The following is a 16,894-nucleotide window of genomic DNA, read 5'->3' as shown; positions in this document are numbered from 1 at the left end:
GGGGGGGGGGCCCCCCCCCCCCAGGAGCCGGGGTCGAAGGGGCGGAGTCCCTGGAGGACGGGAAGGGTAGGGGCGGCGGGGGCGAAAAAACACGCCCTCAACGGCGCCGCCGCAACGCCCGCCCCACCACAATCGCCGACGCCACCACGATCGCCGCCGCCGGAGCAGCCCACCGCAACGCAGAACTCGGCACGACAGTCTGCGGCGCCGGCACAGGCGCATACCGCCCCCGCGGCGGCGCGTGATCCACTTCCTCCGCGCTGCGCCCGATCATCGTCCGCCGAGCATGAGCCGCCTCGGCCACAGGAGCCCCACCATCCCCGGCCTCAGCCTCCGCCTCCACCTCCGGTTCGAGCGCCGGCGGCGGAACCTCGGCGTCGAAGACGGACGCCTCCTCACCCCCGTCGCCGGAATCCGACCCCGCCGCGGGAGCCGAAGCCGGCCCGGGCGCCGCAGCGTCATCCGCATCCGGCGTCGTCTCGAAGTCACTGGTCACCCGGGTCTCGAACTCCCCAGGAGCCAGCCCCTCCACATCCTCGGAGGCACCCGCTTCCTGCCCCGCCTCCGGCGACACAGCCTCCTCCGCCACAACCCCCAACTGCTCCCCGAAACGGTTCAGCAACCGACCCACAGCAGAGCCGACCGCCTCCGCCGAGAACTCGGCCACCCGCCCGTCCGCCGAAGCGGTCCCCGCGAACTTCACGGTGGCCCCACCCTCGGCTTCGAGGACCCGCACCGTGAGCGCGAGCTTCACGACCCCGCTGCCCCGCACCTCGGTCGCATCGCCCTCGACGGCGTAGGCGGACGCACCGTCACCGTCCTCCTGCGCGGAGACCCGTACGGCACCCCGATACGTGATCGTGTGACCGCCGACGCGCACCTTCAGCCGCCCGGCAACGGGCTCGGCCCCGGCGTCCTGCTGGAGCCCGGGGACCGCCCGGGCAACCCGTGCGGGATCGGCCAGCACCGCCCTGAGCCGCTCGGCCGCAACCGGAACGAACACCTCATGCTCCATGGGGACCGAGCCTACCCAGCCTGGCGTGAACCGCACCCACACATCCGAGGATTCTCACCGCAAGCCCTCCCGCCGGGCTTACCCTCCCCGCCCCGCCCGAGAGCCCTGCACCCACCACGCCCCTCAGTACCGCGGATGCACCAACGTCGACGCCGCCAGCCCCCCGACCCGCGTCCCCTCGGCCGCCCGCGCATCCGCCGCCAGCCCCTGCCGCGTCAACGTCCCGGGCCGCGGCACCCCCTCCCCCGCGCCGAGCCGCAACGCCGGACGCTCGCCATGGCCCGCCAGGATGAACCCCCAGTCGTGCGGCGCCCGCGTGGGGCCCGCCGAGCGGTCGGGGCCGGCCGCAAAACCGGACCCGCGGCCCCGGACGCAGTACGGGGCGGTCCGCAGGCCCGCAGCGCGCAGTGTCGTGTCGACGGTCCAGAAGACGCGGGGCCGGGACGAGACCGGGCCGGCGTGGACGGCCAGCCGGCCGTGCGGGGCCAGCGCGCGCCGGGCGAGGCCGTAGAACTCCTGCGAGTACAGCTTCGTGCTGGCGGTGATGCCGGGGTCGGGCAGGTCCGAGATGACGACGTCGTACGTCGCCGGCGGCGCCGCCCGCAGCCAGCGGAAGGCGTCGCTGGTCATGACGTGGACGCGGTTGTCGTCGTAGGCGTGGTCGTTGAGGTCGGCCAGCGGAGGGTCGCGGCGCGCCAGGCTCACCACCCCGGCGTCGGCTTCGACGACATCGACCCGGTGCACCCCGGGATGGCGCAGCACCTCGCGCGCCGCCAGCCCGTCCCCACCACCGAGGATCAGCACGCGCGTGCGCTCGCCGCTCATCACGGGGTGGACCAGGGCCTCGTGGTAGCGGCGTTCGTCCTGGCCGCTGACCCGCAGGCGCCCGTCGAGGAAGAGGTTCAGGGGGCGGCCGTGCGTGCCGCCGGTGATGACGACCTCCTGGAGGCCGGTGTGGACTGCCACGCGTACGTCCCGCCCGTACACCGCGTGCCGTGCCGCCCGTTCGAAGTCGTCGACGAGTACGGCGGCCGAGGCGAGCACGCCGAGCACGGCGACGTTGGCGATCACCAGCAGCCAGCGGGCGCGGCGGCTGAGGTCCCTGCGGAACAGACCGAGGACCAGCGCGCCGCCCACGACGGCGTTGACGGCGCCGGTGATCAGCGCGGAGGTCAACTGGCCCAGCAGCGGCAGGAGAAGGAAGGGGAACGCGAGGCCGCCGACGAGCGCGCCGACGTAGTCCGCGGCGAACAGGTCGGCCACCGCGCCGCCCGCGTCCTGGCGCCGGATGCGCTGGATCAGCTCCATCAGCAGCGGCACTTCGGCGCCGATCAGCAGGCCGATGATGAGGGAGAAGGCGACGAGGAGACAGCGGGGACCGCTGGCCCACAGGCCGCCCCAGTCGCCGGTCCAGGCGAAGACGGCGTAGAGCGCGAACGCGCTGCACCCGCCGACGAGGGCGAGTACCGCCTCGATGGCGCCGAAGCCGGCCGCGGCGTAGGGACGCAGGCGTTTCGCGGCGAGGGCGCCGAGGCCCATCGCGAAGACCATGACGGACAGCACGACGGAGGCCTGGGTGACCGAGTCACCGATCAAGTACGAGGCGAGGGCGACGAGTTCGAGTTCGTACACGAGTCCGCAGGCAGCACAGACGAAGACGCCCGCGAGAACGAGGAATCGCCCGGTCCCCGGCCTGACCGGAAGCCGTGCGGGGCCACCCCAGGGCGGTGTTGTGCCGGGCGGGGCGGGGGCGTGCGGCTCGATCACGTTGCCGACGGTACGTTACGCCTGCGGCACGCTTCGTCACCCACACGTGTGTTGTTGAGGTGGGGGACGTTTGCGTCGCCACCACCGGTGGGCTCAAGCGCCGGACGGGCTGGACTGCCTGGACCGGGGTCTGCGCGTGACCGCCACCGTCCTTACCCCCACCCTCGTGCGCGTCGCCACCAACTGCCCGTCCTGCGGGTACGCGTGCCACGTCCGCCAGTGCATCTGTCCCTCGTGGTGCTGGGCCAGCATCGCGGTGAAGGCGTGCGGGCTGCCGGGGAAGACGCCGGCCAGGCCGTGCGGGTGGTCGGAGACCAGGGCCAGCAGCTCCTGGGCACGACCGGCGAACTGACCCGGCGACAGGATCTCCACCCGGGCCGCGAACTCGTACTCCCAGTCGCCCGCCCGCTTGGCCACGCCGAGCGGAAGGGGCGTGCTGCTGCCGGGCATACAGGCCACCGTCTCCGAGCAGATGCCCCGGTCCTCCTCCAGGAGTACCTGGTGGGACGCGCCGAGCAGTCGCAACTGGAGCTTTGTCCCGGTCAGTTCGAGGTCGAGCGCGGCCAGCGCGGGCAGCGGCTCCCGCCCGAGGGCCCAGGCGAGGTCGGCCGCGCGCGTGTCGGTATAGGCGGTGTTCAGGGTCGTGAGCATGGGTCGGCTCCGCAAGCACGCAAAGAAAAAGGGGAGGTTTCGGTCTCCGGCGGCACACCCCGGCCGACACCGGGAGGCGACCCGGTCAGCCCAGTCGGCCGGTCAGAAGGGGTGTCCGCGGGACGTCCGAGAGGCTGCGTTGGTGATTTTCAGGGAATCATGAAGTGTGGCGCCACCACAGCGTTTTTACCCAAGTTCGTAGGGTTTCCATCCCTCAGAGGGCTTATCAGCTCAACTGTTCAACTCCGGCGTACGCCTCTGAGGGCGGGGCGTGCGCCGGTGCGCCGGCGTGAACACGAAAGCGGGGCCGGTCCCAGGTACCGGCCCCGCTCCATACGGATGCGGTTCCCCCTGCTCGGGGAGCTCAGCTGCCCCGTGTCAGCTGCCTCCGCCACCGCATCCGCCCCCGCCCCCTCCTCCTCCGCAGGACGACCCGCCTCCGCATGACGAGCCGCCCCCGCAGGACGAACCACCGCTGTCTCCCCCGCCGGCCCACCAGCTGCTGCTGCCGCCGCTGTCGTGCGAGCGACTCCGGCGGCTGTGCGAGCGGTTGGCCGACCGTGAGCCGCCGCGCACGGCGGACACGACGATCAACACGAACACCACTGCGACCAGCGCCAGAACGAACCCTGTGATCATGGCGTCAGCCTCCTTCCGTTCCCCCGAAGCGGACCGTGGCGTCCCCCCGTGGGCGCCTCCCGCTCGGTGCGTGGGAGGGAGATGCCCGGCCGCGTCACAGCCCAAAGCGGAGTTGAGGAACTTCAGAGGGTTCTCCTGGAGAAACAGCCCCTGACCTGCACATAAGCGCAGTTCAGGGGCCGTCCGGGTCCCCTGGGCCGGCTGTGGGCCAGCAGCTGGCGACGGTCTTGGCGCTCTCGGCCTTGTCGTTGAAGTCACCGTTCCAACCGTCGATCCGGTCTGAGACGTCGTCAACTGCGGCGGGACGCGGCCGACGACCACTCGGGTGCCGACGCAGGTGCTCAGGTGCACCTCGGCGACATGAGTTGAGGAACTCCGGAGCTTGGGCGCAGGATGGCCGGCATGACCTCCAGCTCCCGCCCCCTGCTCAACCGCCGGCTCGCCGAGTTCGGGACGACGATCTTCGCCGAGATGTCCGCGCTGGCCCTGCAGACCGGATCCATCAACCTGGGTCAGGGCTTCCCCGACACGGACGGACCCGAGGAGGTCCGTGAGGCGGCCGTACGGGCCCTGCGCGACGGGCGCGGCAACCAGTACCCGCCGGGCCCCGGAGTCCCCGAGCTGCGCACCGCGATCGCCGCGCACCAGGAGCGGCGTTACGGACTGCCGTACGACCCCGACACCGAGGTCCTGGTCACCGCGGGCGCCACCGAGGCCATCGCCGCCGCCCTGCTCGCGCTCGTCGAACCCGGCGACGAGGTCATCGCCTTCGAGCCGTACTACGACTCCTACGCGGCCTGTATCGCCATGGCGGGCGGCACGCGCGTGCCGGTCACCCTGCGCCCGCACGAGGGAAGCTTCCGGCTGGACCTCGACGAGCTGCGTGCCGCCGTCACCGACCGCACCCGGCTGCTGCTGATCAACACCCCGCACAACCCGACCGGCACGGTCCTCACCCGCGAGGAGCTGGCCGCGATCGCCGAGCTGGCCGTGGAGCGGGACCTGCTGGTGGTGACCGACGAGGTGTACGAGCACCTGGTCTTCGACGACGCCGAGCATCTGCCGCTCGCCACGTTCCCGGGCATGCGGGAGCGGACGGTGTCCATCGGGTCGGCGGGCAAGACCTTCTCCTTCACCGGCTGGAAGGTCGGCTGGGTGACCTCGACGCCGGCCCTGGTCACGGCCGTGCGCTCGGCGAAGCAGTACCTGACGTACGTCTCGTCGGGGCCGTTCCAGTACGCGGTCGCCGAGGCGCTCGCCCTGCCCGACAGCTACTTCGCGGCCTTCCGTGACGACATGCTGGTCAAGCGGGACCTGCTGGCAGGAGGGCTGGCGGAGGCGGGCTTCGAGGTCTTCGAGCCCGCGGGCACCTACTTCATCACCACCGACATCCGCCCCCTGGACGAGACGGACGGTTTCGCCTTCTGCCGTGCCCTGCCGGAGCGGGCCGGGGTGGTCGCCATCCCCAACGCGGTCTTCTACGACCACCGGGACGCGGGGGCGCCGTTCGTCCGGTTCGCGTTCTGCAAGCGGACGGAGGTCCTTCAGGAGGCGGTGAAGCGGCTCAAGTCCCTGGCGGGCTGAGCGCTCGCACTCGTCCACAGCCTGTGGACGGGGGCGGACAGCACGAACCCGGCCCGGCACGCGACCTTGATGGCCGGTGCCCTGGCCGGGCTCTGCCGAATCCTGGTGTCGAGGACTACTCCTCGTCGTCCTCGGGCTTGTCCGCCTCGTTGATCTCCTGCTCCAGGCCGAGCTGCTCGACGAGCCACTTGTCGAACTCGATGGCGGCCCGCACCCAGCTGACCGTCGACGAGACGAAGTGCTCCAGGCTCACGCCGGTGCCGATCAGCATCTGTGCCTCGCCGATCAGGCGGACGGTGCCGTCGTCGTGCGTGTGGCTGTAGACCTTGGGCCACAGGGTCCGGCGGTTCCAGTCGTCGATCGACTCGAGAAGCAGGGGCTTCTCGTCGATCTTGTGGGGCCGGTCGTAGAACGTCCGCACCGAGAAGACCTGCTGGTCACCCTCGCCGCGGAACATGAAGTACGTACGGAACTGCTCCCACGGCGCCGCGAGGTCACCCTCGTCGTCGACGACGTACTTCAGCTCCATCTGGTCGAGGAGCTGCTTCACGAGGTCCTGATCCGGGACAACGGGGCCGGGCGGTGGCCCGGGCTCCGGCTGCTGGCCCCCGAAGTTCGGGATCGAGGACGGGTCGATGCTCACCGTGATTTTCCCTTCGTACGGATTCCGCCATCCTCCCCCATGCGGGGAGGGGGGTGGCAAGCCCGGACAGGCCCTGTCAGCCGTCGGCTGACATGATCTGGCCTGTCGCAACGGACCATTGCGGAAGGTGGGGGTCATGTCCGGAACAAAGGTGGGCGCACAGGAGCGCCGCGGCCGCACCAGATGGTCGGTGTTCGCCGCGATCGTGGCACTGCCGGGGCTGGTCCTGGCGGGCCTCATGGCCTTGGGTGTGATGTGGGTGGAGGCGGACGACCCGCCCCGCTCCGGTCCCGAAACGGTCGCCTGCCCGGACGCCCTGCACTTCGGCGGGGCCGAGCTGCCGGACGGCGCCGAGGTCGTCGGGTCGTGCACGACGCAAGGGTTCCAGGACATCCATTACAGCGCGACCTTCCGCATGCCGCGCGCCGACGTCTCGGGCTGGCTGGAGGAGACCTATCCGGACGCGCCGGCGCCCGGGACCGAGTTCTGCGGCGGCCTGGACGTGGATCTGTGTCTCGATCTGGACGCCCCGGGCGGCCATCCCGACGCGGGCGCCCACAAGGTGCAGGTGAGGGTGGAGCACGAGGACGCCGACACCGCACTCGTACGCTTCGCCGCGTTCACCATGTGACCGCGCGACCACGTGACTGAGTGACCCGCGACCGAGTGACCAAGTGACGACGGCCCGCCCCGGGATTCGGGGCGGGCCGTCCCACGGCTCGGGCGCGGCTACAGCGTCTTCCCCGTGGCCGGCCCCACGATCAGGCCGTCCCCGAAGGCGTCCACCCGTACCGTGTCGCCGTCCTTGACCTCGCCGGAGAGGATCTCCTTGGCGAGGCGGTCGCCGATGGCGGTCTGGACGAGGCGGCGCAGGGGCCGGGCGCCGTAGGCCGGGTCGTTGCCCTCGTCGGCGAGCCAGGCCAGGGCCTCGTCGCTGACCTCCAGGGTGAGCCGCCGCTCGGCCAGCCGCTTGGCGAGCCGGTCGATCTGCAGCCGGGCGATCCGGCCCAGCTCGTCCTTCGACAGGGCCGAGAAGACCACCAGGTCGTCCAGGCGGTTGAGGAACTCCGGCTTGAAGGAGACCCGGACCACCTCCAGGACCTGCTCCTTCTTCTCCGCCTCACTGGTGATCGGGTCGACCAGGAACTGACTGCCCAGGTTGGACGTCAGCACCAGGATCGCGTTGCGGAAATCGACCGTACGGCCCTGTCCGTCCGTCAACCGTCCGTCGTCCAGCACCTGAAGGAGGATGTCGAAGACCTCGGGGTGCGCCTTCTCGACCTCGTCGAGCAGCACGACGCTGTACGGCCGCCTGCGCACCGCCTCCGTCAGCTGGCCGCCCTCCTCGTAGCCGACGTACCCGGGGGGCGCGCCGACCAGCCGGGCCACGCTGTGCTTCTCGCCGTACTCCGACATGTCGATGCGGACCATCGCCCGCTCGTCGTCGAAGAGGAAGTCGGCGAGGGCCTTGGCGAGTTCGGTCTTGCCGACGCCGGTCGGGCCGAGGAAGAGGAAGGAACCGGTCGGGCGGTCCGGGTCGGCGATGCCGGCACGGGTGCGGCGTACCGCGTCCGACACGGCGCGCACGGCCTCACCCTGTCCGATGAGGCGCTTGCCCAACTCCTCCTCCATCCGCAGGAGTTTCTGCGTCTCGCCCTCCAGGAGGCGGCCCGCGGGGATGCCGGTCCAGGCGGCGACGGTGTCGGCGATGTCGTCGGAGCCCACCTCCTCCTTGACCATCGTGCTCTTGGCGGCCTCCTCCTCGGCCTGCGAGGCCTCCTCCAGGTCCCGCTCGAGGGCGGGGATCTCGCCGTAGAGCAGCTTGCTGGCGGAGTCGAAGTCACCGTCGCGCTGGGCGCGTTCGGCCTGCCCGCGTGCCTCGTCGAGCCGTTCCTTCAGCTCACCGACGCGGTTGAGGGACTGCTTCTCCTTCTCCCAGCGGGCGGTCAGGCCCCGCAGCTCCTCCTCCTTGTCGGCGAGATCGCGGCGCAGGCGCTCCAGGCGTTCGAGGGAGGCCGCGTCGGTCTCCTTGCTGAGGGCCAGTTCCTCCATCTTCAGCCGGTCCACGGACCGCTGGAGCTCGTCGATCTCGACGGGGGACGAGTCGATCTCCATCCGGAGCCGGGAGGCGGCTTCGTCGACGAGGTCGATGGCCTTGTCGGGCAGGAACCGGGAGGTGATGTACCGGTCCGACAGGGTGGCCGCGGCGACCAGCGCGCTGTCCGCGATCTGCACCTTGTGGTGGGCCTCGTAACGCCCCTTGAGCCCGCGCAGGATCGCGATGGTGTCCTCGACGGTCGGCTCGGCGACCAGCACCTGCTGGAAGCGCCGCTCCAGGGCGGGGTCCTTCTCGATCCGCTCGCGGTACTCGTCGAGCGTGGTCGCGCCGACCATGCGCAGCTCACCGCGCGCGAGCATGGGCTTGAGCATGTTCCCGGCGTCCATGGCGGAGTCCCCGCCGGCACCGGCGCCCACGACCGTGTGCAGCTCGTCGATGAAGGTGATGATCTGCCCGTCGGAGTTCTTGATCTCCGCGAGCACGGTCTTCAGCCGCTCCTCGAACTCGCCGCGGTACTTCGCCCCGGCGACCATGGCGCCCAGGTCGAGCGCGACGAGCCGCTTGTTCTTCAGCGACTCCGGCACGTCCCCCTTGACGATCCGCTGGGCGAGCCCCTCCACGACGGCGGTCTTGCCGACGCCGGGCTCGCCGATGAGGACGGGGTTGTTCTTGGTGCGCCGGGAGAGCACCTGCACGACCCGCCGGATCTCCTGGTCCCGCCCGATGACGGGGTCGAGCTTGCCCTCCCGGGCGGCGGCGGTGAAGTCGGTCCCGAACTTCTCCAGCGCCTTGTACTGCCCCTCGGGGTCGGCGGTGGTGACGCGGCGCCCGCCGCGGGCCTTCTGAAAGGCCTCCAGCAGCTTCTTCGCGGTGGCACCCTGCTGGGCGAGCACCTCACCCGCCTGGCCGCCCTTGGCGGCGATACCGACGAGCAGGTGCTCGGTGGAGAGGTACTCGTCCCCCAGCTCCTTGGCCCGCGCCTGCGCGTCCGCGATCACGGCGAGCAGCTCGCGGTTGGGCTGCGGGGGCGCGACCGTGGACCCGGTCACGCTGGGCAGCGCGGCGAGCGCCTTCTCGGCGCCGGCCCGCACGGAGGCCTGGTCGGCGTCGACGGCCGCCAGCAAGTCGATGATGTTCTCGTTCTCCTGCCCCTGGAGCAGAGCGAGGAGCAGATGGGCGGGCGTGAGGTCCGCATGCCCCTCGGTCAAGGCCCGGTTACTGGCCGCGTTGATCGCGTCCCGGCTCCTGTTGGTCAGCTCGGCGTCCACGTTGGCGTTCTCCTCCTGGCGTCAGCGTCTCAGCGTCTCCCATTACTGACTGAGTCAGCGTACACAAAGTTGAGTCTATTCCACTCAAGGTAGTCCGGGGAGGCTTGGGGCGGCTAGGTTCCGGGCCATGGCGGCATACCCCCAGGATCCCGGCGCGCCGGACGCGCCGTACCTCACCTTCTGGCAGGAGAGACACCTGTGCACCCTGACGACCCTGCGCCCGGACCTCACCCCGCACGTCGTACCCGTCGGAGTGACATACGACCCTGAGGCGCGGCTTGCTCGGGTGATCACGAACAAGTCCAGCGCGAAGGTGGGCCATGTCCGGGCCGCCGGCCCGGACGGCGCCCGGGTCGCGGTCTGCCAGGTGGACGGACGGCGATGGGCAACGCTGGAGGGCCTGGCGCACGTCCGGAACGACCCCGAGCGGGTCGCGGAGGCGGTGCGCCGGTACGCGGAGCGGTACGGGCGCATGCCGCGGCCGAATCCCGACCGCGTGGTGATCGAGATCGAACTGACGCGGGCGATGGGACAGGGGTGAACCCGAGTGGGCCCTGGGACGGGATTCCCGGGGTCCGGGTTCCAGGTGGCCGGATACCGGGTGACCGGTTTCGGCCACCGCAGGAACAGGGGGATACGAGGAAATGTCCCCCGGAAACTGCAGCGGCGTCACCGTGTTCAGGTCACGGTGACGCCGCTGCGGGGGGAAGCACCTGAGCGATCTGTTACGACGGGGGAATCGCGTCAGGCACTGCGGGGGGTGGCTGAGATGGTCCTTGGGGCCGGGGCCTCCGGTTCCACCAGGCGGTGGTCGCGCTGATCAAGATTGACAAAGATCATTCCGTACCGGATGGCGCACCTGACGGGTTGCGGCGCCCCCCGAGGCCGTCGCAGACACCGGTAAGCCCGCACGTCCTCGTCCTCGTCCCGCGTGACGACCACCGGCTCTCCGAAGACGGTCACCATCAACGAGTCACCGGAGTGGGGGATCGCGGTGACCAGGTCGATGAAGTGCCAGCCGGAGCGGTAGGCGGTGGCCATTTCTCGGCGGAAGGAGCGGTCGTCGGGTGGGGTGGTCATGCCGACCCCTGCTCGCCGCTGCTCGCCACGGCGTTGGCCGGCCACGAACTGTCCTTGGCGATCGTGACAGTCTGGGACTGGGTGGGCCAGCTACTGTCCGCTCGCGAGTCGCTCTTCGCTTCCGAGAGGCCACTCAGGACTCCGAAGGCCACAACGGTGGAGAAGGCGGCGACAAGAATCGAGCGAAGCATTCTGTTCCGCATAGTCGGCTTCGTCCTCACTTGAAGGTCCCCTCTTCCCCCGTCGAGTAAGACGATGGCTCATTCGGGCACTTCATGGCCACACGATCGGTGCATCATGTTCCTGCATGTTCAGGACCCTGGGGGGTGGAGATTTGGTGACGAATCAGACTAAAGCGATACATCCCCATGCGATGACCGAGATGTGCGCGGAAGGTGGCCGACTCTATGCGAACGCGCTGCGCACGGGGCGTATCGCACGCATCGACGTGGAGTCCGTCCCCTGCCTGATGGAGTTCGCTCTGCTCTACCCGGACGCCGACGACCCGAACTGGCTGCGTCCCGTTCCGGCGTCGGTCGCTCTGGCTCAGCGGCTCAATCCCATCGAGCGGGAGATCTCCGACCGCAGGCGGCTGTCCGTCGAGCTGGCCGACGCACTCCAGCCATTCATGGACCTCAGCGCTCAGGTGACGGGGGGCACGCACTCCATCACCGTGCTGGAGGGCGGGGAGCGGATCAACGCCGCCCTCAACCTGGCCACGGCCCAGTGCCAGACCGAAATGCTCACGGTCCAGCCGAGCAACCGCATCTCGGAGAGCAGCTTGTTGCAGGGTCTGGAGCGGGACCGTCCACTGATCGAACGCGGCGTGCGCATAAGGACCCTCTATCAGCACACGGTGCGCCACAACCCGGGCAAGCTTGCCTATGTCGCCCAGCTCTCGGACGGCAAGGTGGAGTACCGCACCATCGACGAACTGGTCGAGCGCCTGATCATCTGCGACGAGTCGGTCGCCTTCATCCCCACCCGCGACGACCAGCAGGTGGCCCTGGAGCTGCGCCAGCCCGGACTCATCCGCTACCTGATCAAGGTCTTCGAGTTCATGTGGAGCCGCGCGGTTCCGCTGACCGAGCACGCGCCCTACGAGACCGCGCCCGACGGCATCACGGAGATCCAGCACTCCATCGCGAAGCTCCTCGTGGAGGGACACGTCGACGAGGCGATCGCCCGCCGGCTGGGCATGAACGTGCGCACCTGCCGAGCCCACATCGCCAAGCTGGCCACCGCCCTGGGCAGCGGGAGCCGGGCTCAACTCGGCTTCCTCATCGCGCAGTCCGGAATCCTCGACAACGAGAGCTGAGCGACGGGAGTGCGGTGAGGAATCGGTTCGGGCTCAGCCGGTTCGGTCTCAACCCGGCTGTCTCACCGGCCGGTCGAGGACTCCTGACCGGGTAGACCGGGCACCCGGGGAACCCCCGCCACGCTGATCACCGCGGCCCCCGACGACGACGCCCGCGAGCGGTCCAGGCCCACCTGGGCGATACGGACGCCGAGTTGCGTACGGCTCGCCGCGCCCAGTGTTTCCGACAGGCGCGCGATGTGCGCACGGCACGTCCGTACGCTTATCCCCAGCCGCTCCGCGATCACCGCGTCCTGGTGGCCCTCGGCGAGCAGCGCCGCGATGGACTGTTCACGGTGGGAAATGCCCTCGATGCCGGTGTCGGGCAGGGGCGCGGTCAGCGGGATCGCGAGGCGCCACAGCCGCTCGAAGACCGTGACCAGATAGTTCACCAGCGCCGGATGCCGCAGCTCCAGCGCCATCGTGCGGTCGGCGTTCGCCGGGACGAAGGCCACCGTGCGGTCGAAGAGGATCAGCCGGTCGATCACCTCGTCCAGCGTGCGGGCCTCCACCGAATCGCCCATCAGTTCAAGGTAGTTCAGCAGTCCCTGACCGTGCCGCGCCACGTGCGTGTACAGGTCGCGCATCCGCACGCCCCGCCCCCGCAGCTCCATCGCCCGGTGCAGCCCCTCCGTCAGCTCGTGCTCGGGACGGATGCCGCCCGGCTGCACGGTCAGTACCTGGCTGGTGCACGCCTGCGTCGCCTCGTCCAGCGCGCCCTGGATGCGCGCGTCACCGTCCAGGACCCGGATCGCCGTACCCTCGACGCCGGACGCCTGCGGCAGCTGCGGCCCGAGCCCGGCGTACCACTCGAACGCCGCCACCGCCGAGCCCATCCGCCGCTGGCTCGCGCTGACCTCGTCGTACACCCCGCGCAGCAGCCGTGTCATGACCTCCTGCGGGGCGGTCGGCACCAGCCAGTCCATGTCGTCGGGGTCGGGATGCAGCAGCGCCAGGTCCAGCAGGCAGGGCACCGGCTCCGCATCCCGGCGCGGCACGCGACCGCGCCGTACGGCCCGGGAGTACACGCGGTCCCCGGCGTCGCACAGTCGGTCGGCACCGTGGGGATGCTCCTCGGTCCCGTGCCCGGCCATCGCCCCATCCACCCCCGGTTCTTGCCTTTCGCCGGCTCGCTCACCTCCGGAGCGCGGTGTCGACCTCTGCCGGGACACCCGGGCCGGGCGTGGCCCTGGTCGACAGGCCCACCGTGCTCGGCCCGTCGGGCCTACGGTTCGCTCGCGCTTCCGCAGCGCAACTATGCGCGGACCGGCCGTGCTCCGCAACACGGCTCCCGCCGGGACGGCCGCCGTAAAACACCGTTACGCCCCGGTATTTCCCGGCCTCCGTCCGTCGGGTTGCAACAAGCTGGGGGTGTCATCCCGGCCTTTGCGCTGTGCGCTGCAAAGCACGCCGGCCGACCGGGCGGGCCGCGTCACACTCGCGAACGCCGTCGGGAACGGCGTCGTCGACGACAAGCCCCCCACCCCCGAGTCGGCGACCTGATCCGGCACGACGCACTCGCAAAGCAGACCCTTCGCCACCGGCGACGGCGACGTCAACGCCCACCGGACAACGAGACAGGGCCCGCCGGTAGAACCGACGGACCCTGTCCGCTGAGCCGTGCCTGTGCCCTACTTGGTGAGCCCGGCCGCCGCGCACGCGGACTTGTACTCGCCCGCGCAGATCTCCGACAGATCGTAGATCCCGTCGGCGAGGACGGTCTGCTTGATGTTGTTCTCGGTCAGGGCGACCACCGGGACCAGCAGGGCCGGGATGTCCTTGGCGGTCGGGCTGTCGACCTGGTCCTGGGTGAGGGAGTCGAACTGGATGTCCTTGCCCTGAACCTTGGCCACGGCCATCTCCGCGGCGCTCTCGGCCTCCTGCGGATACGACTTGTACACGCTCATGTACTGCTCGCCGCTCAGGATCCGCTGGACGGCGTCCAGTTCGGCGTCCTGTCCGGTGATCGGCGGCAGGTCGGTCACGCCCTCGGCCTGCAGGGCCTTGATGATGCCGCCGGCCATGCCGTCGTTGGCGGAGTAGACGCCCTTGATGTTGTTCGCGCCGATGGCCTTGATCGCCTCGGTCATGTTGGCCTGGGCGTTCTCCGGCTTCCAGTCCTTGGTGTCATACCTCTTGGCGATGTCCACCGAGCCGTTGAGCTCGGAGAGGGCGCCCGCCTTGAACTGCTTGGCGTTCGGGTCGGTGGGCGACCCGTTCATCATGACGATCTTGTCGGACGAGTCGACGTCCGGGCCCATGGCCTCCATGAGGGAGCGGCCCTGCACCTCGCCGACCAGTTCGTTGTCGAAGGAGACGTACGCGTCGATCGGGCCCTCGGCCAGGCGGTCGTAGGCGATGACCGGAATGCCGGCGTCCTTGGCCTTCTGCACGCCGTCGGCTATCGCGTGGGCGTCCACGGCGTCCAGCAGGATCACGTCGACCTGGTCGTTGATCATCTGCTGGAGCTGGTTCGCCTGCTTCTTGGCGTCTGCGTCCGCGTTGCGGTAGTCGACCTGGCCCTGTTTGTCGGTGAGCTCCGCGACCTTGTTCTTGATGATGGGGTAGTCGAACTTGTCGTAGCGCGTGTTCGCCGTCTCCGGCAGCAGCAGTCCCACGGTGACGTCGTCACCCTTGGTCGGGCTCGCCTCACTGCTGTCCCCGGTGACGCCCAGTGCCCCGCACGCTGCCAGCGAGAGGGTCATCGTGGACGCGGCGGCCACGGCGGTGGCGGTGCGGCGCAGGGGGCGCAAGGGACGCATAGAGGAGCTCACTTCTGGTGCCTTCGGGACACGGGCGCGCCATTGCGCCCAGATGACTGAAAAGCCAACGCGTCGACCGCCCCCAGCGTCAAGCGGAATCACTTAACGAGTGCGCAACACCACGCTCCGCTGATCATGTAAAGACATGGCGAAACATATCGCATCACCCGTTACACCCCCTCCACCGATCTTTCGATCGAACACGCTTCCAAGATCCGTACAACCAACCCCATTCGTCACGAGTCCTGTTCAGGACGACGCCCGCCTGTCGTCCCGCACTCGACCAGAGGATCGAATGAACCCAGCCAGACGCACGACCGCCGCAGCCGCGGCGACGGTCGTGCTCGCCACCACGGGCGCCCTGCTCACGACGACCTCCCCCGCGTCCGCCGCAGTGACCTGTACCTCGCCGGTCTTCAAGCGCCAGTTCTTCGCGAACACCACCTTTTCGGGCACCGCGAAGAGGACGGACTGCGACTCGGTCATCGACCAGAACTGGGGCACGGGTGCCCCCGCTTCCGGTCTCCCGAAGGACAACTTCTCCGTCCGCTGGACCCTGACCCGCGACTTCGGCTCCGGTGGCCCCTTCTCCTTCGCCGTCTCCTCCCAGGACGGCATCCGCGTCTACCTCGACGGCTCCCGCAAGGTCGATATCTGGAAGAACGTGTCGACCACCGCGAAGAAGACGGTCAACGTCACCGTCCCGGCCGGCAAGCACACCCTGCGCGTCGACCACGTCAACTGGACCGGCACGGCCAACGTCAAGTTCGCCTACACGCCCCGCACTTCGGCGACCGTCGACAAGGTCAGGCCGCTCGCGCCGACCGGCACTTCGGTCTCGTACGACAGGGCCACGGGCAAGGCGAAGCTGACCTGGGCGAAGAACAAGGAGATGGACCACGCGGGTTACCGCGTCCACCGCCGCCTCAAGGGCGCCACCTTCGGGAGCACCCCGCTCGCGACGACCACCTCCACCACCTACACCGACAGCACCCTGCCGGTGACCGGCGCGACCTACTTCTACGAGATCCGCGCCCACGACAGGGCCGGCAACGAGTCGGCCGGTACGGCGGACCAGGCCGTCACCACCGTCGACCGGGTCGCGCCCGGCGTGCCCACCATCACGGGTGCGACCGGCGAGGTGACCCCGGCCGGGGGCACGGGCGGGCTGCTGGTCGAGTGGGACGAGGTCGCGGACGCGGCGACGTACCGCGTCTACCGGGCGACGAGCCGCAACGGCACGTACACCGAGGTCGCGAGCACGGACCGGCTCTCCCACCTGGACACCTCGGCCGCCGAGGGCACCGTGTACCACTACCGGGTGTCGGCCGCCGACGCGGCGGGCAATGCGTCCGCCCGGTCCGCGACGCAGTCCGGCAAGATCTGGGACAACGATCCGCCGCCGCTCGTCACCGGGCTGAGCGTCACCCCGACCGAGTACGGCTTCCAGCTGGACTGGGACAGGAGCCCGGCCAGGGATCTGCGGCACTACACGGTCCACTGGGGCGAGCTCGCGGGCGACGAGGGCGAACAGGTCTGCTACGGCAGCCTGGTGGACCACGTCTCCCCCTCCGAGACCTCCTACGCGTACACCACGCGCCCGGACGGTGACGAGGTCTGCTTCTTCGTCGACGCCGTGGACGACGAGGGGAACTCCGCCATCAGGTGGAGCGACGATCCGGTCGAGGCCGTGCGCGCGACGGAGCTCGACATGACGCCGAGCGTGCCGACGCCCGACGGCTCGCCGCTGCGTCTGACGGCTTCGGGTGCCGAGGGCGACGAGGGCAACCAGCTCGTGTGGTCCGGGCTCGGCGCGGGCGAGGAAGAGTCCGCCGACCCGGCGCAGAGCTTCCGCGTCCACCGGTGGAACCCCGCCTCAGCCACGTACGAGAAGATCGCCGAGCTCCCGGCCGGGGCCTTCACCTACTTCGACAAGGGCGCCCGGCGCGGCACCACGTCCTTCTACTGGGTCACGGGTGTGCAGGCCGACGGCACCGAGTCCGTCCCCGCGGGCGACTGGACGGTGACCGCACCCGCCGCCTGACCGACCCGACCGGAGCTGCGAAGAT

Annotated in this window: 13 protein-coding genes; 5 read left to right on the top strand and 8 right to left on the bottom strand. The window is 70.1% G+C overall.

Features of this window, described 5'->3' with window-relative positions:
• Positions 1–97: 97 nt before the first annotated feature.
• The 3 genes from ACWGDB_RS24980 to ACWGDB_RS24970 form a co-directional block, all read right to left on the bottom strand.
• Positions 98–1,015, bottom strand: coding sequence for an SRPBCC domain-containing protein (locus ACWGDB_RS24980; RefSeq protein ID WP_453824426.1), 918 nt, complete (start codon positions 1,013–1,015; stop codon positions 98–100).
• A 123-nt stretch (positions 1,016–1,138) separates the two neighbouring features.
• Positions 1,139–2,782, bottom strand: coding sequence for a polyamine aminopropyltransferase (locus ACWGDB_RS24975; RefSeq protein ID WP_453824425.1), 1,644 nt, complete (start codon positions 2,780–2,782; stop codon positions 1,139–1,141).
• 93 nt (positions 2,783–2,875) lie between these two features.
• Positions 2,876–3,433 carry a DUF2617 family protein gene (locus ACWGDB_RS24970; RefSeq protein WP_453824424.1) on the bottom strand — a complete coding sequence of 186 codons (558 nt, stop codon included), beginning with the start codon at positions 3,431–3,433 and terminating at the stop codon, positions 2,876–2,878.
• A gap of 1,032 nt (positions 3,434–4,465) precedes the next feature.
• Here ACWGDB_RS24970 and ACWGDB_RS24965 point away from each other — a divergent pair.
• On the top strand, positions 4,466–5,656 hold the full coding sequence (locus ACWGDB_RS24965; protein ID WP_453824423.1) for a pyridoxal phosphate-dependent aminotransferase: 1,191 nt from the start codon (positions 4,466–4,468) through the stop codon (positions 5,654–5,656).
• 115 nt (positions 5,657–5,771) lie between these two features.
• Here ACWGDB_RS24965 and ACWGDB_RS24960 read toward each other — a convergent pair whose 3' ends face one another.
• Positions 5,772–6,299, bottom strand: a complete 528-nt coding sequence (locus tag ACWGDB_RS24960) for a YbjN domain-containing protein (RefSeq protein ID WP_328425384.1) — start codon at positions 6,297–6,299, stop codon at positions 5,772–5,774.
• Between the two features lie 136 nt (positions 6,300–6,435).
• Here ACWGDB_RS24960 and ACWGDB_RS24955 point away from each other — a divergent pair, with 136 nt between their 5' ends.
• Positions 6,436–6,930 carry a hypothetical protein gene (locus tag ACWGDB_RS24955; RefSeq protein ID WP_453824422.1) on the top strand — a complete coding sequence of 165 codons (495 nt, stop codon included), beginning with the start codon at positions 6,436–6,438 and terminating at the stop codon, positions 6,928–6,930.
• A gap of 98 nt (positions 6,931–7,028) precedes the next feature.
• Here the strand turns inward: ACWGDB_RS24955 and clpB are convergent, their stop codons facing one another.
• The gene (clpB, locus tag ACWGDB_RS24950) at positions 7,029–9,626 is read right to left on the bottom strand and encodes an ATP-dependent chaperone ClpB (protein WP_453824421.1); all 2,598 of its coding nucleotides are present in this window, start codon (positions 9,624–9,626) and stop codon (positions 7,029–7,031) included.
• A gap of 127 nt (positions 9,627–9,753) precedes the next feature.
• Between clpB and ACWGDB_RS24945 the strand changes: the two genes are divergently transcribed.
• Positions 9,754–10,167 (top strand): pyridoxamine 5'-phosphate oxidase family protein, encoded by a 414-nt coding sequence (locus tag ACWGDB_RS24945; RefSeq protein WP_453824420.1) that lies wholly within the window; start codon positions 9,754–9,756, stop codon positions 10,165–10,167.
• Positions 10,168–10,370: 203 nt separating this feature from the next.
• Here the strand turns inward: ACWGDB_RS24945 and ACWGDB_RS24940 are convergent, their stop codons facing one another.
• Positions 10,371–10,706, bottom strand: coding sequence for a hypothetical protein (locus ACWGDB_RS24940; RefSeq protein ID WP_369272452.1), 336 nt, complete (start codon positions 10,704–10,706; stop codon positions 10,371–10,373).
• Between the two features lie 373 nt (positions 10,707–11,079).
• Here ACWGDB_RS24940 and ACWGDB_RS24935 point away from each other — a divergent pair, with 373 nt between their 5' ends.
• Positions 11,080–12,024 (top strand): helix-turn-helix transcriptional regulator, encoded by a 945-nt coding sequence (locus ACWGDB_RS24935; protein WP_453824419.1) that lies wholly within the window; start codon positions 11,080–11,082, stop codon positions 12,022–12,024.
• A 62-nt stretch (positions 12,025–12,086) separates the two neighbouring features.
• Here ACWGDB_RS24935 and ACWGDB_RS24930 read toward each other — a convergent pair whose 3' ends face one another.
• Both ACWGDB_RS24930 and ACWGDB_RS24925 read right to left on the bottom strand, forming a co-directional pair.
• Positions 12,087–13,157: a LuxR C-terminal-related transcriptional regulator gene (locus ACWGDB_RS24930; protein ID WP_453824418.1), complete on the bottom strand. Its 1,071-nt coding sequence runs from the start codon at positions 13,155–13,157 to the stop codon at positions 12,087–12,089.
• A gap of 537 nt (positions 13,158–13,694) precedes the next feature.
• The gene (locus tag ACWGDB_RS24925) at positions 13,695–14,825 is read right to left on the bottom strand and encodes a sugar ABC transporter substrate-binding protein (protein ID WP_453824417.1); all 1,131 of its coding nucleotides are present in this window, start codon (positions 14,823–14,825) and stop codon (positions 13,695–13,697) included.
• 295 nt (positions 14,826–15,120) lie between these two features.
• Between ACWGDB_RS24925 and ACWGDB_RS24920 the strand changes: the two genes are divergently transcribed.
• Complete coding sequence (locus ACWGDB_RS24920) at positions 15,121–16,869, top strand: PA14 domain-containing protein (protein WP_453824416.1); 1,749 nt, start codon at positions 15,121–15,123, stop codon at positions 16,867–16,869.
• Positions 16,870–16,894: the final 25 nt, after the last annotated feature.

It is taken from the genome of Streptomyces sp. NPDC055013 (assembly GCF_053608645.1).
The sequence above is the reverse complement of the archived record's forward strand: the minus strand, read 5'-3'. Positions and strand labels throughout refer to the sequence as shown.